22 protein-coding genes and 6 pseudogenes are annotated in these 23,943 nt (G+C 60.0%); 15 read left to right on the forward strand and 13 right to left on the reverse strand.

All coding sequences use genetic code 11. From position 1 onward, the window contains the following. Nucleotides 1-177 precede the first annotated feature (177 nt). From GA829_RS33245 to GA829_RS33285, 10 genes are all read left to right on the forward strand, one after another. Nucleotides 178-1,227 (forward strand): ABC transporter ATP-binding protein, encoded by a 1,050-nt coding sequence (locus GA829_RS33245; RefSeq protein ID WP_195180176.1) that lies wholly within the window; start codon nucleotides 178-180, stop codon nucleotides 1,225-1,227. A gap of 259 nt (nucleotides 1,228-1,486) precedes the next feature. After that, a complete protein-coding gene (locus tag GA829_RS33250) occupies nucleotides 1,487-2,026 on the forward strand; it encodes an ester cyclase (protein ID WP_195180059.1) in 540 nt (179 codons plus the stop codon). A 1-nt stretch (nucleotide 2,027) separates the two neighbouring features. Continuing rightward, nucleotides 2,028-3,338, forward strand: coding sequence for a histidinol dehydrogenase (gene hisD / locus GA829_RS33255; protein ID WP_195180177.1), 1,311 nt, complete (start codon nucleotides 2,028-2,030; stop codon nucleotides 3,336-3,338). Nucleotides 3,339-3,357: 19 nt separating this feature from the next. Next, nucleotides 3,358-3,588 carry a hypothetical protein gene (locus GA829_RS33260; protein WP_195180183.1) on the forward strand — a complete coding sequence of 77 codons (231 nt, stop codon included), beginning with the start codon at nucleotides 3,358-3,360 and terminating at the stop codon, nucleotides 3,586-3,588. Next, a complete protein-coding gene (locus tag GA829_RS33265; protein WP_195180060.1) occupies nucleotides 3,585-4,352 on the forward strand; it encodes an SDR family NAD(P)-dependent oxidoreductase in 768 nt (255 codons plus the stop codon). Before GA829_RS33260 ends, GA829_RS33265 begins: the two co-directional genes overlap by 4 nt. Beyond that, complete coding sequence (locus GA829_RS33270) at nucleotides 4,352-5,374, forward strand: LacI family DNA-binding transcriptional regulator (RefSeq protein ID WP_195180178.1); 1,023 nt, start codon at nucleotides 4,352-4,354, stop codon at nucleotides 5,372-5,374. The genes GA829_RS33265 and GA829_RS33270 overlap by 1 nt, the downstream gene beginning before the upstream one ends. 241 nt (nucleotides 5,375-5,615) lie before the next feature. Then, complete coding sequence (locus tag GA829_RS37015) at nucleotides 5,616-5,750, forward strand: hypothetical protein (protein WP_258052409.1); 135 nt, start codon at nucleotides 5,616-5,618, stop codon at nucleotides 5,748-5,750. Further along, nucleotides 5,750-6,715 carry a cupin domain-containing protein gene (locus GA829_RS33275; RefSeq protein ID WP_195180061.1) on the forward strand — a complete coding sequence of 322 codons (966 nt, stop codon included), beginning with the start codon at nucleotides 5,750-5,752 and terminating at the stop codon, nucleotides 6,713-6,715. The genes GA829_RS37015 and GA829_RS33275 overlap by 1 nt, the downstream gene beginning before the upstream one ends. Before the next feature lie 121 nt (nucleotides 6,716-6,836). Beyond that, on the forward strand, nucleotides 6,837-7,529 hold the full coding sequence (locus tag GA829_RS33280) for an alpha/beta fold hydrolase (protein ID WP_195180062.1): 693 nt from the start codon (nucleotides 6,837-6,839) through the stop codon (nucleotides 7,527-7,529). After that, nucleotides 7,529-7,954, forward strand: coding sequence for an RraA family protein (locus GA829_RS33285; RefSeq protein WP_195180063.1), 426 nt, complete (start codon nucleotides 7,529-7,531; stop codon nucleotides 7,952-7,954). Before GA829_RS33280 ends, GA829_RS33285 begins: the two co-directional genes overlap by 1 nt. Nucleotides 7,955-8,474: 520 nt before the next feature. Here GA829_RS33285 and GA829_RS33290 read toward each other — a convergent pair. From GA829_RS33290 to GA829_RS37685, 5 genes and pseudogenes are all read right to left on the reverse strand, one after another. Continuing rightward, complete coding sequence (locus GA829_RS33290) at nucleotides 8,475-9,611, reverse strand: flavin-containing monooxygenase (RefSeq protein WP_195180064.1); 1,137 nt, start codon at nucleotides 9,609-9,611, stop codon at nucleotides 8,475-8,477. Nucleotides 9,612-10,216: 605 nt separating this feature from the next. Beyond that, entirely contained in the window at nucleotides 10,217-10,660 is a 444-nt protein-coding gene (locus tag GA829_RS33295; protein ID WP_195180065.1) for a Ros/MucR family transcriptional regulator, read from the reverse strand. Between the two features lie 338 nt (nucleotides 10,661-10,998). Further along, a complete protein-coding gene (locus tag GA829_RS37020; RefSeq protein ID WP_258052410.1) occupies nucleotides 10,999-11,130 on the reverse strand; it encodes a hypothetical protein in 132 nt (43 codons plus the stop codon). Between the two features lie 346 nt (nucleotides 11,131-11,476). Beyond that, on the reverse strand, nucleotides 11,477-11,617 hold the full coding sequence (locus tag GA829_RS37680) for a hypothetical protein (RefSeq protein ID WP_374940445.1): 141 nt from the start codon (nucleotides 11,615-11,617) through the stop codon (nucleotides 11,477-11,479). Further along, nucleotides 11,618-11,818 (reverse strand): annotated as a pseudogene (locus tag GA829_RS37685) (helix-turn-helix domain-containing protein); the annotation flags it as partial. Between the two features lie 285 nt (nucleotides 11,819-12,103). Here GA829_RS37685 and GA829_RS33305 point away from each other — a divergent pair. From GA829_RS33305 to GA829_RS33315, 3 pseudogenes are all read left to right on the forward strand, one after another. Beyond that, nucleotides 12,104-12,394: pseudogene (locus GA829_RS33305) on the forward strand (transposase); the annotation flags it as partial. A 114-nt stretch (nucleotides 12,395-12,508) separates the two neighbouring features. Continuing rightward, a pseudogene (locus GA829_RS33310) lies at nucleotides 12,509-13,548 on the forward strand (IS110 family RNA-guided transposase). Nucleotides 13,549-13,836: 288 nt separating this feature from the next. Beyond that, nucleotides 13,837-14,307, forward strand: a pseudogene (locus GA829_RS33315) (IS5 family transposase); the annotation flags it as partial. A 25-nt stretch (nucleotides 14,308-14,332) separates the two neighbouring features. On the opposite strand, the pseudogene GA829_RS33320 reads toward GA829_RS33315, so the two are convergent. From GA829_RS33320 to ltrA, 3 genes and pseudogenes are all read right to left on the reverse strand, one after another. Continuing rightward, nucleotides 14,333-14,953, reverse strand: a pseudogene (locus GA829_RS33320) (transposase); the annotation flags it as partial. Between the two features lie 207 nt (nucleotides 14,954-15,160). Continuing rightward, entirely contained in the window at nucleotides 15,161-15,343 is a 183-nt protein-coding gene (locus GA829_RS37025) for a hypothetical protein (protein ID WP_258052411.1), read from the reverse strand. Further along, entirely contained in the window at nucleotides 15,306-16,463 is a 1,158-nt protein-coding gene (gene ltrA, locus GA829_RS33325; protein ID WP_258052429.1) for a group II intron reverse transcriptase/maturase, read from the reverse strand. Before ltrA ends, GA829_RS37025 begins: the two co-directional genes overlap by 38 nt. A gap of 575 nt (nucleotides 16,464-17,038) precedes the next feature. Here ltrA and GA829_RS33330 point away from each other — a divergent pair. Both GA829_RS33330 and GA829_RS33335 read left to right on the forward strand, forming a co-directional pair. Further along, a complete protein-coding gene (locus GA829_RS33330; RefSeq protein WP_195180066.1) occupies nucleotides 17,039-18,118 on the forward strand; it encodes an IS630 family transposase in 1,080 nt (359 codons plus the stop codon). A gap of 16 nt (nucleotides 18,119-18,134) precedes the next feature. Beyond that, nucleotides 18,135-18,737 (forward strand): annotated as a pseudogene (locus GA829_RS33335) (IS630 family transposase); the annotation flags it as partial. 17 nt (nucleotides 18,738-18,754) lie between these two features. On the opposite strand, the gene otnC reads toward GA829_RS33335, so the two are convergent. The 5 genes from otnC to GA829_RS33360 all read right to left on the reverse strand — a co-directional run bounded on the left by otnC (nucleotide 18,755) and on the right by GA829_RS33360 (nucleotide 23,927). Then, nucleotides 18,755-19,414, reverse strand: coding sequence for a 3-oxo-tetronate 4-phosphate decarboxylase (gene otnC / locus GA829_RS33340; protein ID WP_195180068.1), 660 nt, complete (start codon nucleotides 19,412-19,414; stop codon nucleotides 18,755-18,757). Continuing rightward, nucleotides 19,411-20,682 (reverse strand): 3-oxo-tetronate kinase, encoded by a 1,272-nt coding sequence (gene otnK / locus GA829_RS33345; protein WP_195180069.1) that lies wholly within the window; start codon nucleotides 20,680-20,682, stop codon nucleotides 19,411-19,413. The genes otnC and otnK overlap by 4 nt, the downstream gene beginning before the upstream one ends. 507 nt (nucleotides 20,683-21,189) lie before the next feature. Beyond that, on the reverse strand, nucleotides 21,190-22,425 hold the full coding sequence (locus tag GA829_RS33350; RefSeq protein ID WP_195180070.1) for an LVIVD repeat-containing protein: 1,236 nt from the start codon (nucleotides 22,423-22,425) through the stop codon (nucleotides 21,190-21,192). A 48-nt stretch (nucleotides 22,426-22,473) separates the two neighbouring features. Further along, entirely contained in the window at nucleotides 22,474-23,169 is a 696-nt protein-coding gene (locus tag GA829_RS33355; RefSeq protein ID WP_195180071.1) for a GntR family transcriptional regulator, read from the reverse strand. Then, on the reverse strand, nucleotides 23,166-23,927 hold the full coding sequence (locus GA829_RS33360; RefSeq protein WP_195180072.1) for an HpcH/HpaI aldolase family protein: 762 nt from the start codon (nucleotides 23,925-23,927) through the stop codon (nucleotides 23,166-23,168). Before GA829_RS33360 ends, GA829_RS33355 begins: the two co-directional genes overlap by 4 nt. Between the last annotated feature and the right edge of the window lie 16 nt (nucleotides 23,928-23,943).

The raw sequence follows: 23,943 nt of genomic DNA on the forward strand, positions 1-23,943 counted from the left end.
GCCATAAAAACTGCAGCGCACGCCGTAGGTTCAGCGCCGACCACAAACGTGATTCCTACCCAATGAGATATTATAAATCGGAGCGCATTGCATACGTAGTCAAACTGTGTAAAGTGTAACTTGTACAAGCAGCGGATGGATCTTGAATCCGCAGTCCTCACGATAGGTCGCAGTCTAATGGCATCGGTTTCGCTCAAGAACATCACTAAGCGTTGGGGCGCATTCGTGGGCGTCAATAATGTGATGCTTGACATCGCCGACCGTGAATTCATCGTCTTTCTTGGACCTTCCGGCTGCGGCAAGACCACCACGATGCGGATGATCGCCGGACTTGAGGAACCCAGCGCTGGCGAGATCCACATCGGCGAGCGCAACGTGAACAATCTCGAGCCAAAGGATCGCGACGTAGCGATGGTGTTTCAGAGCTACGGACTTTATCCCAACCTCAGCGTTTACGAGAACATCCGCTTTCCGCTCAAGGTCCGTAAGGTCGATCGCTCGACGCATGACGCCCGCGTACGGCGCGCAGCCGAGATGGTGGAACTCGGCCCTCTACTCGACCGCCTGCCTCGCGACCTATCGGGAGGACAGCGCCAGCGTGTGGCTTTGGCGCGCGCCATCGTCCGGCAGCCGACCGTGTTCCTTATGGACGAGCCACTTTCCAACCTCGACGCCAAGCTGCGCGTCTCGACCCGCGCGCAGATCAAGAATCTGCAGCATGAGCTCAAGGTGACTACCGTCTACGTCACACACGATCAGATTGAGGCAATGACGCTCGCGGACCGTGTCGTGGTGATGAACAAAGGAACTTTTCAACAGATCGGCACGCCAACGGAAATCTATGACAGACCCGCGAACACTTTCGTGGCCGGCTTTATCGGCTCACCGGCCATGAACCTGGTCGACGGCGACCTGTCAGACGGCGTGTTCACTGCTGAACACATTCGCATCGGGGCGCTGCCCACCGAATTCCGCGGACCGGTGACGCTCGGCTTTCGGGCGGAAGACGCGACCCTTGGCGCACCTGACAGCGCTCAGGTGAAAGCGCCGATCTACAGCGTTGAATTGCTTGGCGACGCTACAATGGTGACGGTACGGGCTGCAGCCGCTTTCGTCGCCGTGAAGACATCCAAGGACTTTAGAGCCGAAATCGGCGATCCAGCGGCTTTCGTTATCCAGCCGGAGAATTGCCATCTGTTTGATCGGACAACCGGCCTGCGCATGTGACCAGCATTATACTTTAGCCAGACACTGGAACCATGCCAAATATTTCGGAACTTCCATGAGAGAACCGGCATGAACCGAGGCATCGCAATCTTTATGAAAATGCCGTTGGTTTCTTCAGGTTCCAGAGCCGCTGCGGATGGCCTTCTGAATTCGGTGGCACTGACACACCAAGTGTGGGTTTCAAGGTCTGGAATCTCGGTGCAGGCTCCATGGTGAAATTCGGTGATTTCAAGCCAGATTTCGGAAAAAGAGATAGCGCATGAGAGGCTCGCGTCCCGAGCAGTCGATGCTCACCAAGAACAACGATCAGTCGAAGACGGCAGAAACCAGGCGCGTCGTGGAAACGATGGTCGATGGCCTCAACGACCATCTCATCGACAGCATCGGCGCCTTCTTCGCCGAGAACTTCCGCTGGATGGGCAATGCCGGCTGCGGCACCAAGATTGGCCTCGAGGAATTCCAAAACAATTGGCAACGCCCGTTCCAGGCGGCATTCTCCGATAAGACCTGCATTGACGAAGCTCGTTTGTTCATGGGCGAATGGGCGGCGGCCTTTGGGCGGCAGGAGGCGACCCATTCAGGCGAGTTTATGGGAATCGCGCCGACAGGCCGTCGGGTCGAGATACGCTATATGGATTTCTGGAAAGTGGTCGAAGGCAAGATCACCGACAACTGGGTGATGGTGGATTTCCCGCATGTGATGGCACAACTCGGCGTGGATGCGTTTGGCGGCCATGGCTGGGAAGCGTTTGACAGAGGGGAAAAAACGCCGCCCCGCCCCGAAACCCAAGGAAATTGAAATGACAACGGAGTATCTCAAGCGTGGAAAGCCGGCGTCCGAGCGATCTGAGGATGACGCCAAGGTCCGCGCCGTGGTCGAGACGACGCTCAAGGATATCGAGGCGCGTGGCGACGCCGCTGTGCGAGAACTGTCGGAGAAGTTCGACAGCTATTCCCCGCCATCCTTCCGCCTGTCGGACGATGACATTGCAGGACTGATCGCCAAGGTTCCCGGTCGCGACCTCGATGACATCCGTTTCGCGCAAACCCAGGTTCGCAATTTCGCACAGGCCCAGCGCGATTCGATAGTTGACATTGAGGTGGAAACTCTGCCGGGCGTAATTCTCGGTCACAAGACCATCCCGATACAGTCGGTCGGCTGCTATGTGCCTGGCGGAAAATTTCCCATGGTGGCATCGGCGCATATGTCGGTGGCGACGGCCAGCGTGGCCAAGGTACCGCGCATTATTGCGTCGACGCCGCCCTTCAAGGGCGAGCCTAACCCGGCGGTCATCGCCGCAATGCATCTTGGTGGCGCTCACGAAATCTATGTCATGGGCGGCATTCAGGCTATCGGCGCAATGGCCATCGGCACCGAAACCATAGATCCGGTACACATGCTTGTCGGTCCCGGCAATGCTTTCGTGGCCGAGGCAAAGCGCCAGCTCTTCGGCCGCGTCGGCATAGACCTGTTGGCCGGGCCGACCGAAACAATGGTCATTGCGGACGATACGGTCGATGGTGAAATCTGCGCGACCGATCTGCTTGGTCAGGCAGAGCACGGCTATAACTCGCCCGCCATCTTGGTGACCAATTCCCGCAAGCTGGCGCTGAACACGCTGTGCGAGATCGAGCGGCTGCTTACGATCCTTCCGACCGCCAATACCGCTGCGAAAAGCTGGGAAGACTACGGCGAGGTGATCCTCTGCGACAGCTATGGCGAGATGCTAGCTGTCGCCGACGACATCGCTTCCGAGCACGTGCAGGTGATGACCGATCGCGATGACTGGTTCCTGGAGAAGATGACCAGCTATGGCGCGCTGTTTCTCGGCGCGCGCACCAATGTTGCCAACGGCGACAAGGTGATCGGCACCAACCATACCCTGCCCACAAAAAAGGCAGGGCGTTACACAGGCGGATTGTGGGTAGGCAAATTCCTCAAAACCCACAGTTACCAGAAGATCACGACCGATGCGGCCGCAGTGGAAATCGGCGCCTACTGTTCGCGTCTTTGCCTGCTCGAGGGCTTCGTCGGGCACGCCGAGCAGGCCAATATTCGCCTACGCAGGTTTGGCGGCATCAACGTGCCCTATGGAAAAGGCGCATCGTAGGAAGACCAGAGCAGCGCTGATGGACACCCCAACGAAGCATAAGGCGTTGATCTCGCCCCCGCGCGCAACGATGTACGATTGTTCGGAATCGTCGGTGCGTCGCGCGCTGGACGCGGTCATGTCGACGGAAGCGACGATCCGTTTGGCAAGTCCCTTCGGCCAACTCGGCGAGGACGTTTTTGGGAGGATGCGCGAGTTTAACAAGGCGCGCATGGGTTTCGACCCCGAGACCGTAGTGGCGCTCGCATGATCGATCTTCCCCGCACGCCATCGTTCCGCCTCGACGGCCGCCGTGCGCTGGTCGCCGGCGCCTCCTCGGGCATTGGGCTGGCCTGCGCCGCAGCGCTGACGGACGCGGGTGCGGAGGTTGTTTTGGCAGCGCGAAACGTTGAGAAACTCGATGCTGTCGTGGCCGCGATTGCGCGTGCTGGGGGCAGGGCTCGCTCGTTGGCTTTGGATGTGGCGGATGTGGCGTCAACCGCGCAGGCGGTGGCTGATAGTGGACCTTTTGACGTGTTGGTCAATTCTGCAGGTATTGCGCGCCACTCCGCCGCTGCCGACACGACGCCCGATGAATTCGACGCGGTCGCTGCAGTCAACATTCGAGGCGCCTATTTTTTGACGCAGGCTGTGGCCAAGGGGTTGATTGCAGCCGCAAAGCCTGGGTCGTTGATCAATATTTCCAGCCAGATGGGTCATGTCGGCGGCGTCGACCGCGCGGTCTATTGCGCGACTAAGCATGCGGTCGAGGGCTTCACAAAGGCAATGGCGATCGAATGGGGTTCTCATAGGATAAGGGTCAATACGATCTGTCCGACTTTTATCCGAACAGCCTTAACCAGGGCTACTTTTGAAAACCCTGAAAGGGCGCGCTGGATTCTCGACAAGATCAAGTTGGGTCGCCCAGGCGAGGTCGAAGACGTGATTGGTGCTGTCGTCTACCTGGCTTCTGACGCCTCGGCGCTGGTGACGGGTACGTCGATGATGATCGATGGGGGCTGGACGGCGGAATGATGCTCAAACCAAAAGTGACGTCCCAGCAAGTGGCGCGGGTTGCCGGCGTCAGCCAATCGGCCGTTAGCCGGGTTTTTACGCCGGGAGCGTCGGTTTCATCGAAGACGGCTGCCAAGGTGAAGAAAGCTGCGGAGGAACTGGGCTATCGTCCTAACGTTCTGGCCCGGTCGCTAATCACGGGGAAAAGCAGGATCATCGGGCTCGTGGTTGCCTATCTGGAAAACCAGTTCTACCCGATCGCCTTGGAACTCCTGTCGCGCGCACTGCAGGCGAGGGGCTACCACATCCTCGTCTTCATGGCGCCCAACTCGACCGATGGTGTCGAGCCCGTGATCGAGGAACTGTTGGACTACCAGGTGGACGGCATCGTTACGGCTTCGGTCGCGATGACAAATGAACTGACGACCCGCTGCGATGCCGCCGGCATCCCGGTCGTGATGTTCAACCGCGGCCAAAAGGATGCCAGGCTGTCCGAGGTCACATCCGACAACATTGCCGGAGGGCGCAAAGTGGCAGACTTTCTGCTGGCTGGTGGGCACAAGCGGATCGCGCATATCGCCGGCTGGCAAGGGTCATCCACTGGCGTCGATCGCGCGGCGGGCTTTCTCGCCGGTCTGGCTGCGGCAGGGGTCGAGGCGCATTCAGTGATCGATGGAATGTATGACCGCGATGCCGCTGCGCAAGCCACGCGACGTCTGTTTGAGTCAGAGTGTCCACCAGACGCGATTTTCGTCGGCAACGATCACATGGCCTTTGCCGTCATGGATACTCTGCGTTTCGAGTTGGGCGTGCGCGTATCCGACGACGTCTCGGTCGTAGGCTATGATGACGTCCCGCTGGCGGCATGGCCAGCCTATGATCTGACGACGCTGCGCCAGCCCGTCAATCGCATGGTCGAAGCGACCGTCGAGGCGCTTCTGTCGCGAATTGAGAAAGGCGATATCGCGCCCCGTAAACATCGGATCGCCGGTCCGTTGATTGTTCGGGGGTCGGCCCGAAAACCTGTAGGATATAAGTCGTGAAAGATTTCGACCTGACGTTGAGGGATGATTTCCCTTGACTTTATCATCGGTATCACTCTGGAAATCTGGGAAGATCGCTACATCGCATCCTGTCAGCTGCGACGTCCGAGGCGGGACACAGGGCACTCATTCAGAGATATCGATCGCTGGATGGGTTGCGTGCGTCTCGCCGACGCTCGATCCGAATTCCACCACATGTTGGCCGCGATGACCCACTGAAGGTCGCGCGCGGAGGGTTGCGATGGTTGTTGTTCTGGGCAGGAGCGATGCTGAGTTCGGCCTCTTCAGACGAGATATAGCAACCGTGCGACGTGACGCTTTTTTTGACGAAACGGCGATCTGGAAACAGATCCTGCTGCACCCTGGAGACCTGTGATGACCCCGCAAGAGATGGAAGCCCGCATTGTCCGATATGGCGATCTACGGCCCTGCAAGACAGCATTTATAGATGCGCACACACCAGGAAGCGACCAGAAGGAAAACTTCACAATCATTGGGGGCGGAGTCTCGGAAAGCGCCGACCAGCATGTCCACATCACTGAAACCCCTGGGTTCAACATTGGCGCGGCGGGCCAGCCTCCGAAATGTCGCAACTCGCTGCATTCGCACAGTACAGCGGAAGTGTTCTTCGTGCTGAAAGGCCGTTGGAAGTTCTTCTGGGGCCGGTGGGGCAAGGCGGGAGAGGTCGTTCTCGAGGAGGGCGACATCATCAACATTCCCACGGGCATCTTCCGTGGCTTTGAAAATATCGGCGTCGACTATGGGATGATCATGGCGATCCTTGGCGGTGACGATGCCGGCGGTGGGGTCATCTGGGCGCCTCAAGTGATCGAGGATGCGAAGTCTCACGGACTGGTGCTGGGCGCCAATGGCAAGCTTTACGATACAAAGAAAGGCCAGCCATTGCCTGATGGGGTCAAGCCCATGCCGTTGCTGACCGATGAGGAACTGAAAGCCTTTCCGGAATTGGCGCCCGCGGCGGTGGTGCGGGATTACGTTGCCCGCTACTGGGATCTGATGGCGCTGGCCGCGCACGAACCGGCCAAGGTGATCGGTCCTAAGTCTCTGCTGCGCGACCGCCCAGGTTTCGAAGTCGAATTGCTGACGCGCGGCTCGATCGCCGATACGCCCTATGTCCTCGATCGACATGAGGTGCTCATGGTCATGCATGGCCATTGGCGACTGACATGGGAAGGTGGCGAAAAGACTCTGGCGCCGGGCGATGTCTGTGCGGTGCCGCCTGGATTGTCACACGGTCTGGCCCCATCAATGACAGGAGAAGCAAGCCTCTACCGGGTGCGCAACACCGACGACAAGCCCGGTGCAACCTGGAGAGCTTGAGCGATGATTGTGTGAGATACGGCCTGGCGAATCGAGCCAGGCCGGCGGCTCCTGGTGTGCGTGGGCTGCCGTTGCCGCATGAATTCGCCGCCGAGTTCACTTGAACTGGTCGAGGTCGGGGATGATCCCATTGCTGTTGATTCCCGGGATGATGTGCGATGCGCGTCTGTTTGGCCCGCAAATCGCTGGCCTGTCGGCTCAACGAAATCTGATCCTTGCCTCGATCGCGAGTCATGACACGATCGCGAAACTGGCTGCCGAAATCCTTGCCCATTCGCCGCCCCGCTTTGCCCTCGTGGGCCTGTCGATGGGAGGGATTGTCGCCATGGAGATCATCCGGCAGGCGCCGGGGCGGGTCGAGCGACTGGCCTTGCTGGACACTAATCCCTTGCCGGAACTGGAAGCGGTCAGACAGCGCCGTGAACCGCAAATTGAAAAGGTCAGGGCAGGGGGGCTTCATGTCGTGATGCGGGACGAGATGATCCCGAACTACCTTACCAACGGACATGAAAAGCAAGCAATAGCGGATCTCTGTATGGACATGGCCGTCGGTCTGGGGTCGGATGTCTTCATCCGCCAGTCACGCGCCCTTCAGACGCGGGCGGGTCAGGAAGATGTTCTGCGCACGGTGACGGTGCCTAGCTTGATACTTTGTGGCGAGGAGGATGCGCTGTGTCCGGTCGAGCGGCACATCTTTATGCGTGATCTGATTGCTGGCGCGCGGCTTGAGGTCATCGAACATGCCGGCCATCTGCCGACCCTCGAAAAACCGGAACAAACCACAGCGGCGTTGAGCCGGTGGTTGGAGGCATGATGGACAGCGAACTCCTTGATCTATTGCGCAGCGTCGGCACGCCTACCGTCTGCAACGCCATAGAAGTCGTGCAAGGCAAACGTGGGTTTGGTGATTTTACCAGAGGCACCATGCTGTGCAGCGCACCTGACGAACCTGCTGTTGTCGGCTATGCACGCACCGCCAAGATTGCAGCTATGCACCCTCCCACTGAGCTCCGCAAGGCGCGACGGATGGCCTATTACCGCTACATGGCCGAAGCGCCTCGCCCTGCCGTTACGATGATGGAAGATGTCTATTTTCCCGATTGTGTCGGCGCGTACTGGGGCGAGATAAATGCGAATGTTCACAAAGGGTTCGGCATCTCAGGCGTGCTGACCAACGGTGTCATGCGAGACTTGGGTGACCTTCCCGAAGGGAACGCTCCGTTTTGGTCCTGTGCCTAAGCTTTAGGCCGCGGAGTTTTCAGCATTGTGCCCAAAGGGTTGCAAATTGGTAAGAAGCTTGAATTGCACCGGGCTCACCGCCCGTTGCCAGATCAACATAGCAACGCCGCCTATCGATGCATCCCGCACAAAATCGAGCTTCACAGATTTCTTATACGACATCTTTCAAGGTGCCTTCCAATATCTGCCCTGCTGGCATTTAATGATTTGACGCGCCTTGTTTGCCGCCGATCGATTTGAGCTTTAGCAGATAACTGGGCGCGCGGCTCGCGCACCGCTGCGTCGCAGCATTCCTTCGTCATCTTATCCTGGTCAGTCTTGACCAAGCCAGCCGGGGCCTTCTTCGTATCCGAGTCGGGCTTCAAGACTGCGTCGGTGATGTACGGGACCACTATTTTTGGGCTCGTTGAGAGCGCCTGACCGGCACTGGTTGGATGCATGCCGAAACCAATGAGGCGATAGGCGTCCAACCGACACGCTGACGATAATGGCATATCAGCGCAGTGCCGGCCGGCGCGTGTCAGCCGGCCTTGATCGCCGCCGCGATGGCGCGGGCCTGCAGCCGCGCGTTGGCGAAGCAGCCGCGAATGCTTGGCCGCATGCCGGTGAACCACAGGCCGGGCAGGCTGGGGGAGTGACCAGCGCCGTTGAAGAGCGGAAACCCTCTTGCGTCGAGGACGCCAAGCTTGCCGACCATCCGTTCGAGCCCTGTGCGGTAGCCGGTCGCGGCGATGACGATGTCGGGGCGGATCCGTTCGCCATTGGTGAGGATCACGCCATCGCCGGTGAATTGGCCGATCCGCGGCACCACCTGGATCCTTCCAGCCTTGATGGCGTCGGCGGCGCCGTCATCGGACGCAATGGCGATATAGTCGCGGGCCAAACGGCTGGCGCCTCCCGTGCAGGCGGGCGGCAGGTTGAACTTCGTCAAGTCACCGAAGGCGATACGCTGGGTCGTCCGCAGCAGGGCGTCCGCGACCCCGACCGGCAGGCGCGCCACGATGGGTGACATCAGGTGAACCGGGATGTTGAAGATGCGCTTGGGCAGCAGCGTCGGCCCGTGCCGCGCCGACAGCCACAGGGCTGATGTCTCGATGCCGGCCAGATGGTTGAGCACGTCGAAACCCGAATTGCCGGCGCCAACCACCATGACCTTCTTGTGCGCATAGTCGCCAGCATCGCCGAAGTCGGCCGAATGGATGATCCGGCCGCCAAAATCCGCCATGTCTTTCCATTGCGGAATGTGGGGTGTGCTGTCGCGACCGGTGGCGATGACGACATGGGCTGCGGTCAGCGTTCCCATGGTGGTGGTAATCGTCCAGTGGCCACCGGCGAAGGCGATCTCCTCGATGCGGACGCCATATTCGATCGGCAGTCCGTGGCGCCGACTAAACAGATCGAGATGGTCGACTACCAACGACTTGTCCGGAAAGGCCGGTGTTCCCCTCGGATAGTTCACACCGGGCAGCGACGACAGCGAGCGGTGCGTGTTGAGGTGCAGGTCATTGTGCCGGCGCCGCCATGGCTCGCCGACGCGCCGCTCCTTTTCCAGCAGCCGAACGGATATGCCGGCCTGCATGAGGGCATGGGTGGCGGCCAGACCGGCCACACCCGCGCCTATCACGATCACTCCGTCGGATATCCTGGTTCCGTGCATGGCTGAGTAGCCTCGGCAACAACAAAGCGGGCGCTCGACCTCCCATCCTCATCAAGCGCAAACCGCTGGCAAACACCGGTCAAGTCGCTGATATGCCTGGTTTGTGGCGACGGCCAGCGTGGCGGCCGGCAGTCCCGTACACTTTACTGTTACCGGACGCCGCCGACCCCCATGCCGGCGCATGGGCATCGGCTTGAGCCAATCAACGTTGTGAGTGCCGCTGATGCCTGCGCCGCCGAGCATGGTTAGCGGCACGACGGATACCAGGCAACGGGACTGTCGGGAATTCCGTGTGCGGGCGGGCATAATGGGTAAGAAGGAGTCCCACTATGTCGCGACGCAAAGAACCTGCGATACCGAATGATCTTCTCGACCAGTTGCTTGCGGGAGGTGCCGCCAGCGCGGCATTTGAACAAGGTGGTCTGCTGTGATGAGCTACGGCTCCTCACGGCAGTCCATATCCTTCTTTACGGCGACCAAGGCGACCAGAGTTTCAGCGGGTTCCGTCGCAATTTTTCGGAAAGCGGCTCGAAATATTTCTGCATCAATGGATCAGCGCAAAAGGAGTGCCAGTCCGACTTGAGGCCCACCAACCGACGAGGTGACTACGGCTTAGCTGCCTTGCGCTTCGCAGGCGCATTCTTAGCTTCGGGAGTCGCCTTGCGGCCCAAACCGCTAGCCTTTGCCAGCGCCGACCGAGTTGCAGCATAGCTTGCCGCGACCATCGGATAGTCGGCGGGCAGGCCCCATTTAGCGCGGTATTCGTCAGCCGTCATTCCTAGCGCTCTGAGATGGCGCTTCAGCGACTTGAACTTTTTGCCGTCGTCCAGACAGATGATATAGTCGGGGAACACGGACTTCTTCGGGTTGACCGCAGGAATTAGGGCTTCAGCTGGCGGCTCAGTTGGCCCACCAAGGCGCGACATTGACATATGCACTGAGGCGATTAGATCGGGCAAGCCCGCCGCCGGAACCGGATTGTTTTGCACGTACGCCGCAACAATTTCGGCAGTCAGTTCGATAAGTTCCCCATTATCGCTAATGCTCAAAGCCTCAACTCCAGTTCGGTCATGCAAACTGTCTAATATGTTTTTCTGGTGAGCAAAACCATTAAAGTTGGCCAGGCTTAGTCGCGGACCGATAACGACCGATTTCCCTGCGAATTCTTTCGAATGCCTTCTCTCTTGCTACTCTGCCGATCTGTCGATGAGCCCTTCGTAGGTCAGCCAAGCACGGGACACAGCCTTATCCCAAAAGATGCACTTGCCCTCGAAGAGCATGGAACACCGAATGGCTTCGGGCTCGACGTCTACCTCCCGCCGTCCGTGATTGTCGGTGCCGTAAGCTGGCATGCCGCAGCGCGAGCAAGTGATTTCAATCCGCGCGGTCAAGAAAACCGCTTCCCCTTGAGACCGACCGGCTTCAACGCTTCCGCCTTCTCATGGATGGTCGCCAGCGTCTCGATCCAGGCGCCAGCTTTCACTGGGATTTCCTCGAGATCGTTCAGCCAGGCGTTCACCAGCGACACTTCACAGCCGAGGCAGCGCGACCAGCGTACTGGGCGCCCACCGGATGATGGATAGGCATTTGCTGAGGCGATCAGGAGTCACCGAATTCCTCCCAGGCTATCGCGTAACGATCAGATCGGCTCACAGCGTCGGCAGTTTTGCTGCCGGTGGGGCTGCTGCACCCGGCGTCGCCGTATGTTGAAGCTGAAATTCAGCCACGCCAACTCCGATAGCCAGCGCCGCTATTGCTAGCAACAAGAACGTCCTGACGCGCATTCATCCGCTCCTAAAGCCTAGTTCCGCGCTACGACCGCACACGCCTCAGATTATCAGCGATCGGCGCACTCCCAACTCCAGCTACATCTCGTTGTTGTCGATGATCCCGGCCTCGCCATCGCGCATCTCGACGGCAAGCGTCGACTTCTTCAGCCTCACACCGGCGCCACGGCTGTTCTCGGGGATGAACTCGACGCCGGCCGCGATCAACGTCTCCTGCATTCGCGTGAGCGTTGTGGCGTAAGGCGTCCGCTTACCGGATTCAAAGTCTGCGATAATTGCGCGACCGGCTTCTGACTTGTCCGCTAGATCCTGCTGCGTCCAACCGATCAGGCCCCGCGCAGCCCTCAACTGACCTGTTGTGATCGTCATTTGCTCCCTTGAACTGATGTTCCTCGCCAACGTACTCGCTGCCTGGCGCATGTTCTCGTCGTAGGCTGATCACAGTGCGTAGCTCGATGCCTCACGGTGGCGGGCTCTTCTAATTCTCATTTCTTGTATTTTGCCTGACAGGCAGGACTCAACTCGCTTATGTGCTTCCTGAGGCAAGACACCGCTTGGTTAACAGGTGTCTACGCGCAGAGCCGCTTGAAGTCGGATGCACACGGCGAAGCGGCGTGCGTGCTATGACCGCCTCTCGCATCGGCCAGGCCGGCGGCGAAGAGACCCACGACGATGGCAATACCTGCAATAGAAACTGCTCTGACATGGGCGCTGATTGAGCCGATGATGCCGGCGCCGAGCCGCGTCGGCCGACCTCGCAAGACGAACCTGCGAGAGGTCGTGAACGCGCTTTTGTATATCGCCTCCTCGGGCGGCGCGTGGCGGCTCCTGCCGAAGGACTTTCCGCCCTTCTCGACGGTGCAGAAATATTTCTATCGCTGGCGCGAGGACGGCCTGTTGCGGACCATCAGCAATGAACTCGCGATGGCGGCGCGCGAGCGGGAAGGCCGGGAGGCCAGCCCGACGGCCGGCGTCATCGACAGATGGGGTATTCGGCTTGAGCCTCATCTTTTGGCGGGGATGCCATCAAGGTGCTGCGCTTCGAGCTGATGATAAAACGTGGTCGGTTCCCTGGAAACGCCACAAGCCATCAGGAAGGACAAGCGCAGCATGAAACATTATGTAGGATTGGACGTCTCGGTGAAAGATTCCGCAATTTGCATCGTCGACGAAACAGGCACGGTGTGCCGCGAGGTGAAGGTGCCGACCCATCCCGAGGATCTTGCGCGGGTGCTCAAGGATCCCGCCTGGCGGTTGGAACGCGTCGAGCTTGAAGCCGGACCTTTGTCGCAATGGCTGTTCGAAGGTCTTGCCAAGGCCGGCTTGCCAGTGGTTTGCATTGAGACGCGTCACGTCAACGCATTCCTGAAGGCGCAGCCGAACAAGACCGACCGCAATGATGCGCGCGGGATCGCGCAGATGATGCGGGTCAATCTGTTCCGCCCGGTGCATGTAAAGACCCTGACGAGTCAGAAGCGCCGGGCGCTACTGACGGCGCGCAAGCTCTTAAAGGACAAGGCGATTGCCATCGAGAACGACATCCGCGGGCTGTTGCGCAACTTCGGGCTCAAAGTTGGCAAGGTCGGTGCGGTCAAGTTTGAGGAGCGGATCCGCGAGCTCACCGAAGGCATGCCCGATCTGGCCGAGATCGTCGAACAGTTGCTCGACGCGAGCCGCAAGCTGCGCCAGAATTATGCCGCCCTGCACCGCAAGCTTCTGGCGATCGTACGGGATGATGAGGTTTGCCGCCGGCTGATGTCGATCCCCGGTGTCGGCCCCGTCGTGTCGCTGGCCTACACCGCGACGATCGATATCCCCGCCCGCTTCCGCAACTCCAAGGCGTCGGTCCGATTTTGGGCTTGACGCCGGCGCTCCATGAATCGGGCGAAAGCCGCCGGGTGGGCGGGATCTCGTTATGTGGCGACGGCATGATGCGAACGTTGCTCTACGAGGCCGCGCAGACCCTGCTCACGCGGGTGACGAAATGGTCCTGGCTGAAGGCCTGGGCGATGGGCGTCGCCAAGCGGCGCGGCCAGGGGAAAGCCATCGTTGCGCTCGCCCACCGGCTGGCGGTGATCATGCATCGCATCTGGAGCGACGGCACACAGTTCCGCTGGACCAGGACGGAAATGACGCCGGTCGCCGGCTGAACAATTGATAAACATCGCCCCCCGACGGGGGACGACACCAGTTCCACCCGCCGGTGGAAAGCTGTCCTTCGCGGGACGAGGATGAGGTGAGTTCGTCGACTGGCTTGGCTCGATTGCCCATCATCGGCAATCAAGGCGCTCGACAGATTGTTCCACCCATTCTTCTGAATCCCCATAGAGGGCAGGGCCAGAGCGCCGATCCCGGAGAGAAGCAAGGCCCCGCGAAAGACGTCCAATGCCGGCAAAGCGAAAAAGAGAGGCGCTTGACTTCAAACCGCCGAATAGAGAAGCCAGTCGGTCAAGACCACCGAAAGCGGCGGGATACGGGGCTTCGACGCCGGCAAAAAGATCATGGGCCGCAAGCGCCATATCGTCGTCGACACGCTCGGCCTGCTGGTCGGTCTCGTCATTCATGCCGCCGACATCCAGGATCGCGACGGCGCGCCGGCCGTTCTGAAATCGATCCTCAAACGCTGGCCGTGGCTGCGCCATGTCTTCGCCGATGGCGGCTATGCAGGACCGAAGCTGAAAGGCGCACTGCAAAAGATCGGCAAGTTCACGCTGGAAATCGTCAAGAGAACCGACAAGGCCAACGGCTTTCAGGTCCTGCCACGTCGCTGGGTGGTGGAGCGCACCTTCGCATGGCTCGGCCGCTGCAGAAGGCTCGCCAAGGACTTCGAGCGCACCATCGCTTCCGCCGAGGCATGGGTCTTCGTCGCCAACATCCGCCTGCTCACCCGCAGGATCGCAAGAGCTTGATATCAAGCCATTCTTTTTGAGTCAGGCTCTCAGCCCCGCTCGGCCGCTTCGCCGGTCGCAGGACCGCACCGACGAACCGGCCGTCGCCATCGAACACAACAATCGGCTGGAAGCCGTATTCGTCGTGATGGGCATTGAACAGGCGGAGCTGCTGGCCGCCATGCACCGCGTCAAAAGTGTCGTCAATGTCGAGCACGATCCGCTTCGGAACCTGGCGGAAGGAAGCGCAATAAAGGTCGACCATCGCACGGCCCATAACGACCAGTTCGCGCACGCCGGGCAGGTTCTCCAGCCGGCACATCGTCGATTGCGAGGCCAGATCCCGACCCGAAGGCAGCGCATCCTGGGCCATCTTGAAGATCGGATCGCAGCGCAGCCGGTTGGCGTCATTGCCATCCTCGTAGCCGGCGGCAATCATCTTGACGCGGAAGCCGATCATATCTGCAAAGCTGTGGATGACCCGGTCCGGGCAGCGCGGATCGTCGATGCAACGCGCCAGACGCTCGGCGACACGCAGCCGCTTTTCCACCTCGGCCAGAGCCAGAACACCACTGTTCGAGGATAGCATCCCCCCGTCGAAACGGGCGACGACAGACTTGCTGCGAACAGATGACAAACCCGTCAGCGGCAGCGTAGGATCATTCATGGCGGGTGTGGTCTCCGGAACATGGCGCGGATCGGCCTAAGCAACCAAATCCTACGTCATTTCAACGGTTTGCTCCACATCCGCCAACCTGCCAGTAGAGTCGAGGAAGGGCGCGGTGGCTTGGGCCGTGTTGGCATCGCTCCGTTTCCCTTCCCCGCTCATCAAACCGGACGTGCGGATTTCCCGCATCCGGCTTTCCGACTGGTTTCATCGTGAGGCACGCGGCGGCGGTCCAATGTGCACGCGTCGAAGACGCAGGACACCAAGTTTTCCGAAGACAATGTCGTCGGAGAAACGCTGTGTGCCGCGTCCCTGCACCTTGTGCCGTTTGCGCAGGAAGGCGCGAACACGGTCATAGACGTGGTTGTCGACCGCTCGATAGGCCGGCAAGCGTGTTCCATAGCCAAAGTAGCCTGACCAGCCGGGTGCAGACCACGGGCCACGGCTCTTTGTTGCCGTTTACCAAGTGATCGCCAATCTTCGTTTTGATCCGTTGCACGCTCTTCTTGGATGGGCTCGCACCCAAGTACCAATGGCCGTCTTTCCGGTAGCGGTGAGGTCCGAACGTATAGCCAAGGAAGTCGAAAGGCTCCGTGCGGGCATCCTTCAGCGAGGTCTTCGCCTCGTTCAGCGTCAGCCCGAGTTTCATCATCACCGAACGTGTCCACGCCAGCGCCTCGTCCGCGTGCCCGCGGCTGAGGATGACGAAGTCATCGGCATAGGAGATGACATGCGCACGGAACGCCTCGCCGCGTCCGGTGAGCCGCCAATGTTTCAGGAACCGGTTCATGTAGATGACCGAGAGCAGCGGGCTTGCGACCCCACCTTGCGGCGTGCCGCGCGTGCTGCTCTTACCACCGCTCACGTGCCGTTTCCCGTCACCGTCCCGCTCTTCGATCGGCGCTTTCAGCCACAGCTTGATCAGCCGCAGCACGTGCCGGTCGACAATGCGCCGGGCCACCGATTTGAGGAGGTTCGAATGCGGAATCGTGTCGAAGTATTTCGACAAATCGGCGTCTACCACGTCCGTGTAGCCCCGGCAGACAAGCCGGTGCACTTCCTTGATTGCGTCGGTCCCACTGCGTCTGGGCCGATAGCCATAGGCACCATCCTCGAAGTCCGCCTCGAATATCGGTTCCAGCACCAGCTTGGCGGCGGTCTGAACAACCCGGTCCCGAATGGTCGGGATGCCGAGCGGACGTTCGCCGCCCCCCGGCTTCGGGATCATCACCCGTCGCACCGGCTGCGGCCGGTAGGTCTTCGAGACAAGTTCCTCGCGCAGGCCCGCCAGCCACCTCTCCGCGCCTTCCGCCTCGATCTTCGCGAATGTCACGCCGTCCACGCCCGGCGAACCCGCATTGGCGCGGGCCAGCGCATAGGCATGGCGCAGCATGTCCTCACGGCAGATCTTGTCGTAGAGCACGTAGAAGCGGAAAACGGGCTCCGCCTTCGCCTTACGATACAGCTTCCTCTGCAGGTTCCTGATCTTTTCGGGTGTTTCGAGGCTCATCGCCAATCACCCCCTCCTCACCAACTTCGAAAGCACACCAGAAGTCAGGGCCCTTCCCTCCACCAGCATTACCCGGCTTCAGCGGTATTATGACCCTGTCCGACTCCCACCGGCACCGCCGCCCTGACGGCTGCGTTGAGGCCGCTACCCCCATGCCGAGCGGGTCTCCCCCGTTACCCGCATCACCCTTCCGACGTGCCGTGCCCATTACCCCGGCGGATCGAACGGGTGCACATGTCGATTGCTTCCCCGTTCACGCGGCCTTCCCCGAAATTCAGGCGGGTCGGCATCCACATCATCACTTTCGAGGCCTGCTCAGGCTTCACTCACGTTACGGCCCATCGGATTGCTCAACCGCCCAAGGCGGCCTTTGTCACGAGGCTTCGACCCGGCCAGTTACCCGACCGAACCGCTCGTCAGCTACCAGACCAATCGACTACTATCTGGGTGGAACCTTCCTCCACTGGTGATACGCGCCATCGGGGCGCACTGAATTTTTCAGGCTAGTGGATTGATCGGGACGGAAGAGTCCTGTTTGGGATTCCCCGCGCCGCTGCGGCATGCGACATTGCGGGATGCGTACTGGTATCAGCATCGACATTACGGCTTCGGACAGGGCTCGGCTTGAAGCGATCGTCGCTGCGCGCAGTTCGCCCCAGAAGCATGTCTGGCGAGCGCAGATCATTCTGCTGACCGATGAGGGTCTGGGGACCGCCGGGATTATGGCGGCGACAGCCAAGTCGAAGACCTGCGTGTGGCGCTGGCAGGAGCGCTTCATGGACGAGGGCGTCGACGGGCTGCTGCGCGACAAGACCCGACCTCCGGGCATCGCGCCGCTGCAGTCTGGGCTGGTCGACAAGGTGGTGGCGCTGACGCTCGAGCCGCCTGACCACGAGGCGACGCACTGGACGGTTCGCGCGATGGCGAAGGCGGTCGGTATCGCGGCGTCCTCGGTCGTGAAGATCTGGCACGACCACGGCCTCGCTCCTCACCGCTGGCGCAGCTTCAAGCTGTCCAACGACAAGGCGTTTGCCGAGAAGCTGCACGACGTGGTCGGGCTCTACGTATCGCCGCCCGCCCACGCTATCGTGCTGTCGGTCGACGAAAAGAGTCAGATCCAGGCGCTCGATCGCAGCCAGCCGGGGTTGCCGCTGAAGCGGGGCCGCGGGGCTACCATGACCCACGACTACAAACGCAACGGCACGACCACGCTGTTTGCCGCGCTCAATGTCCTCGATGGTTCGGTGATCGGCCGCAATATGCAGCGCCACCGCCATCAGGAGTTCATCCGCTTCCTCAACGCCGTCGAGGCCGAACTTCCGCCCGACAAGGCCATCCACGTGATCCTCGACAACTATGCCACTCACAAGCAACCCAAAGTGCGCGCTTGGCTGGCCAGGCATCCGCGCTGGACCTTCCATTTTGTGCCGACGTCCTGCTCCTGGCTCAATGCCGTCGAGGGCTTCTTCGCCAAGCTCACTCGCCGTCGCCTGAAGTACGGTGTCTTCTACTCCGTCGTCGATCTCCAGGCTGCCATCAACCGCTTTATCAAGGAGCACAATCAGCAGCCCCGACCCTTCGTCTGGAGAGCCGATCCCGACGAGATCATCGCTGCCGTCAGGCGCGGGCACCAAACGTTGGAATCAATCCACTAGGTAGCCGCGGCACTGAAAAACCATTCTGCCGGCCGAGCAGCTCAAGCCAAAGCTGACGCGCCGGCGTGCGCAATGGATGCGCTACCAGGCCCGCATTGATCTTACGCGCCTGGTCTTTCTGGATGAAACATGGGTCAAGACCAACATGGCGCCGTTGCGCGGCTGGGGTGCGCGCGGCAAGCGGCTGATGGCTCACGCGTTATATGGCCATTGGAAGACGATGACCTTCATTGCCGCGCTGCGGCATGATCGGGTGGAGGCGCCTTGGGTCATTGACGGACCCATCAATGCGCAGACCTTCCGCGTCTATGTCGAAACCGAACTCATCAAAACACTGAAGCCGGGTGACATCGTCATTCTCGACAATCTCGGTTCTCACAAGGGCCAAGCAGTCCGCGATATCGTCAGGGCCGCCGGCGCAAGGCTCTTCTTCCTGCCGCCCTACAGCCCAGACCTCAATCCAATCGAGAAGCTGTTCGCCAAGCTAAAGCACTGCATGCGACGTGCAGCCAAACGAAGCATCGAGGCCGTACACAACGCTATCGCCAGCACCCTTGACGACGTCACCCCAAACGAATGCAACAACTACATCGAAAGCGCAGGCTACAAGTCAACCTAAATGCGAAATGCTCTAGGTTATCTGGTCGAGCTCGTCCCATCAGGTGGGGAATGGTTCACTATTGTTTCGATCTGGTCTTGGGTCAGCATGCGCGGCAACAACCCACGGGTCAGGATCGCAAGGCGGGCGGTGTCCTCCAGTTCCTCGATTGCGTTACATGCGGCCTCGACGTCAGTGCCTGCCACAACCGGCCCATGATTGGCCAGCATGACAGCAGTACGCCGGCCGGCCAAGCCTCGAACAGCCTCGCCCATAGCGGGATCGCCCGGCATAAAATATGGCAGGAGTTGCACCTTGCCCAATCGCATGATCGCGTAGGGCGTCAGTGGTGGAAGGAAGTTGTCGGGATCGGTGTCTGGCAGCATCGACAATGCAACGGAGTGGCAGGAGTGCAGGTGAACCACGGCCCCGGTTCTGCTGCGTGTATCATAGAACGCTTGATGCAGCGGCATCTCCTTGGTGGGAGCATCACCAGCGATCAGGAAGTAGCTGGCATCCAAGTGGCTCAGCCGCCCTGGATCCAGGCGGCCAAAGCTAGTGCCCGTCGGGCTGACAAGAAGGCCGCCGTCCGAGGTGCGGGCCGAGATATTGCCGGTGGAACCCCCGGTGAGACCCCGATCAAAAAGGGATTTCGCAAGCACGCAAATTTTTTCACGCAGATTGCTATCTTCGCTCATGGGGCGTCCAGCAAGGATAACGCATCGGAAAAGAACGTCTCAGCTCCGAAATTACCGGATTTCAGGATGAGCGCAATCTTGGTGCTCCCGGATGTGCAAAAGCACCATGGGACGCCGGGGGCTACTTCGGGCCCAATTTCCATCTGCCGCACGCCCAGGGCCCGGGTGACAGCGCCAGAGGTCTCACCCCCCGCAACGACAATGCGCGCGGCACCCAGATCGCGGGCACGGATGGCGCACGCGGCAAGGGCGGCCTCGACGATCTCGCCCGCGCAGGCGACGCCAAGCTGGTTTTGGGAAGCACGCACCGTCTCGGGGTTGGCGGTAGCATAGATCAAAGGGGCGCGGAGAAGATCTTGCGCGGCGAGCCAGTCGAGCACGGCGCTTGTGCCAGCTTTCGCAAGGATCACCGGGTCCAGGCGAAACGAAGGTGCGCCTCGACTCAGATAATCCGCGACCTGCCGGTTGGACATGTCAGAAGCGCTGCCCGAAAGTACCACGGCACCCGGCCCAAGCGCCGGAATGACGGGCTTATCGGCGATGCGGGACAAGGTTCCATCTTGCAAGTACAACCTGGGCAATGGCATCGCTACGGCCGACCCGCCGGTCATCAACACCATGCTGCGGCAGGCGGTTGCAACCGAGTCCAGATCGCTATTGTCGATCGCGTCAACCACCACATGAGCGATCCCTTCTGCCGCCAGCATGTCCAGCCGTTTCCGCAAGGCCACCGGCCCGAGCGCCACAATCGTGCGGTCGGCCAGCCCTACGCGCCCCGTCACCTGCGGCGCCAAAAGCCGCAGCAGGTTGCTGTCGCGCATAGGGGTCAGTGGGTGATCCTTCATCGGGCTTTCATTTAGGGGCGCCTCGTGGACGAATAGGTTGCCCATGAAAACACGCCGGCCGTTTTCTGGGAAGGAGGCGCAATAGATCGTTTGCGTCACGCCCAGTTCACGCATCAACATCTCGGCTACGGGGCCAATGTTTCCCGCTGGCGTGCTGTCGAAAGTGGAACAATATTTCCAAAAAAACCGCATCGCCCCGGCGTGACGCAACCACTTCAGCGCCGCGAGCGCCTCTGCCAGCGCTTCATCCAACGATGCCGTGCGGATCTTCAGGGCTATCACCTCGAAGGCGGCGCCATCGTCGTCCGGAGGTCCCTGTGGCACGCCGGTATGCAGCCTTACACGCACACCTGACCGCGCCAAAAGCCCCGCCAGATCGGTCGCACCTGTAAAATCGTCGGCGATTGCTCCCAGCACAGTCATCTCGCATTTAGTCCCTTTGCTAATTTCCTCAGGATCGCGTCGGCAATTGCGATGTTCACTGCGAGAGGAGTATTGTACAGAATGTCCAGTCCTAGAACGATCTCACATCTACGTCGTGTGGCAGGGTTGACAGCGGATCGATGAAAAAGAGTAGGAATCTAGCGGGTCCACGGCAATCATCGCTCCAAGTTGAGCGTTGCTGCCAAACGGCTCGCTCAACACCCCCTTCGAACCTGTTCGCGCTGGTCTCGAATTGAAAGTCGAGAAATATTTGAAGATGTTTTTGGTCGTAGCCCTGCGCCTGAAGCCGGAGGTGCGCGTCAGGAAACTGCCAAACCCTTTCCTTCGCGGGGAGGGATGTGATCTCGACCGCACGACACCTCCGGCGCAATCTGTCGCCGTGCCGTCTTGCGGGAAATCTAGTAGCAACATTTATGGCATCCCGTCCGCGAAAAGGTCGTTCGCACCCGTGAAATCGTCGGCAGCACCACCCAGCAGCATCCCGTCTCAGGCTCCGGTCCATTGCAGAATGTAGAGCCCCGCGTTGTAGTCCGTAATATACATTAGGCCATCCGTCTGGACGTTTACGTCGCAGGTATGGATGACGCGATGACGATCGGGCCGTGTGTCGAGCCACTGCTCCGGCTCGCTGGGGACGAAGTAGCCGACTTCTTTCGGCTGAAACTGGTTGCGAATGTCGAACACGCGGACTCCGGCGTTCTGGTAAGTCGCGAAAACGATGTCAGAGCTTTGGAACATCCCCGGGCGGTTTTCGTGCAGATTATGTGGCCCGAAATGTCCTCCCTTTGCCACATAGTCCTGATCCGACGGTGTCGGTAAGGTCGCGATGGTAACCGGGTTCTCCGGCGCTCTTATGTCAACCACCCAGGTATACTTCATTGGCTCCTGATCGATGTCGAGCACGGCCTCATCAGCGACGATACAAAGACCTCGGTCGATGAGTGGCAGTGCGCTGTGGGTGCCGCCACCGAATGGAGGTGACCAATTCGTATGTGAAATCAGCTTTGGTGCCGACTTGTCCTTGATATCGAGCAGGGTAAGGCCGCCGTCCCGCCACGAAGCATAGGCGATATCGCCCGCGATCACGGCGTGGTGCAGCGCGACTCTTCCCGGCATGTCCAGTGTTTCGCCGCCGGCAGCCCACATGCCTGGCAGTGCCCAGCGTCCGACTTCGCGCGGCTTAGTCGGATTCTGCATGTCGATAACGATGAACACATGGTCGGTGTAGCCGTCGAGTAGGGCGGATGCATAGGCGTAGCGATCGCCCACCCACCAGATGCGATGCAGGCCAAGGCCCTCAACTTCCATGAAGCCGATTGCACGGGGATGGGCCGGATCGGAAATGTCGTATACGCGCATTCCGGCCGTGTAGTCGTCGCCACGCGTGCCGAACTTGCTCGAATGGACGCCTTCGATAGAATGTCCGTAATATTCGGTTTCCTTTACGTAGACTGAATAGAAATTAAACTCCTCGACGACGAGCAGGATGTCATTCGCCGACTGGATGTGGACCGACCATGACCGTTTGTGCGTTGGCAGGAAGTTGACAGGTACTGGATTGCGGGGGTCGCGCACGTCGATGACGCTGACGCCACCGCTGAATACGTGGCTGACAAAAGCGTGACCCTTGTGGATCATGCATTGAATCCCGTCGGCGCGGCCCGCCTGGTTGGTTCGACCGACGAATTCGATATTCTTGGCGGCGTCATAGAGCTTGCTCATGGGGGATTTCCTGCTCATGTGCTATCTGTTCGAGAGTTCAAGGCGCGGTCAGGATTGCGGGGCGAGAACGCCGCCCTTTTCCTTGAATTCTCCGTAGGTGTCGAGGTAGCGGCTTTTGGCCAACGGCAGATGTTCCCGGACCAATGCTATGAGCTTGGTCCGGTCGCTGGTCCGGCAGGCGTCGATCATAGCCCAATGGTCCTCGCAGACCCGTTCTAGAAATGAGCGGTCCATGTAGGGGTGGAATCGCACGGTCAAGGCACGAGTGGCGCATTGGTCGATCAGCTCAACCAACACAGCGTTACCCGATTGCATATAAAGATGTCTGTGAAACCGGTTGTTATGCTCGAATACGCGCTGCAGGTCGTTGTCGGTCACGGCTTGCTGGTGGTCCTCTTGAATGGCGACAAGCGTCTCCATCGCAGCCGTATTGAGGGGCAATGGAATGGATCCTACCGCAGTGGTCTCCAGAAGCAGGCGCACCGCGTAAAGTTGCTCGACATGCTCGGGCTTCAGGTCGAGAACCGAAGCGCCTTTGTTGCGCTGCCGATCTACCAGCCCGGCCTGTTCCAGCGCAACCAAAGCCTCACGCACGGCAGCCCGGTGCAAGTGGAACCGTTGCACCAGTTCAGTTTCGATGAGCCGCTCGCGCGGGTTGAGCCGTCCGAACACGATGTCATTGCGGAGGGCGTCGAAGATTTCCTGACCAGAACCTGACAAGGAAAGACCCGAATTTGGTTTCACGGATTAAATCCTGCTAGCAAGGCTTTGGACGCCGCTGTCATGAGCCGCACGTCAGAACCGGTGACAAACAGGCGGAAGCCTACCTCGTGCATCCGCTGTGCATAGGGAGCGCCTTCGCAGGCAACACCGGCCATAATACCAGATTCGACTGCGCTTTTGGCGATGCGACCCAGAGCCTCGACCACGACTGGGTCGTCCGTGTCCATACGTGGTGCGCAGCCGAGACTCGAGGCAATGTCGCTCGGCCCTGCAAACAGTCCGTCGATCCCCGGCACCTGGGCGATGGCGCCGAGCTGCTCCAGCCCGCCCAGCGTCTCGATCATGGCAATGGCGAGCACTCCATCATTGGCCTTCGCTACGTAATCGTCGCCAAACACCAGACGCGCCCGGATCGGACCGATGCTCCGATTGCCAAGCGGAGGATAACGGCACGCCGATACGAGCAGCTCGGCCTCAGCTACCGAACTCACCATCGGGCAGATGATGCCGCTGGCCCCGGCGTCGAGCAAGCGCCCAATGAGTGCGGGATCCAGCGCAGGCGGACGCACCAGGACAGTGGTGCCAAGGTTGGTCGTCACCTGGAGCAACCGAACCATTTCGTCGAAGCCGGTCATGGAATGCTGCATGTCGGCGACGAGGCAGTCCCATCCGACACGAGCAATCATCTCGCCCGACAGGGTCGACGCGCTGTGCAGCCACGTTGTCCGGATTCCCCGGCTGCTCGGGCCGCTCAGCGTTTTAAGTGTATCGGTATGCATCGGCATTTCCTCTCAT

The organism is Mesorhizobium sp. INR15 (genome assembly GCF_015500075.1).
GTDB lineage: Bacteria > Pseudomonadota > Alphaproteobacteria > Rhizobiales > Rhizobiaceae > Mesorhizobium.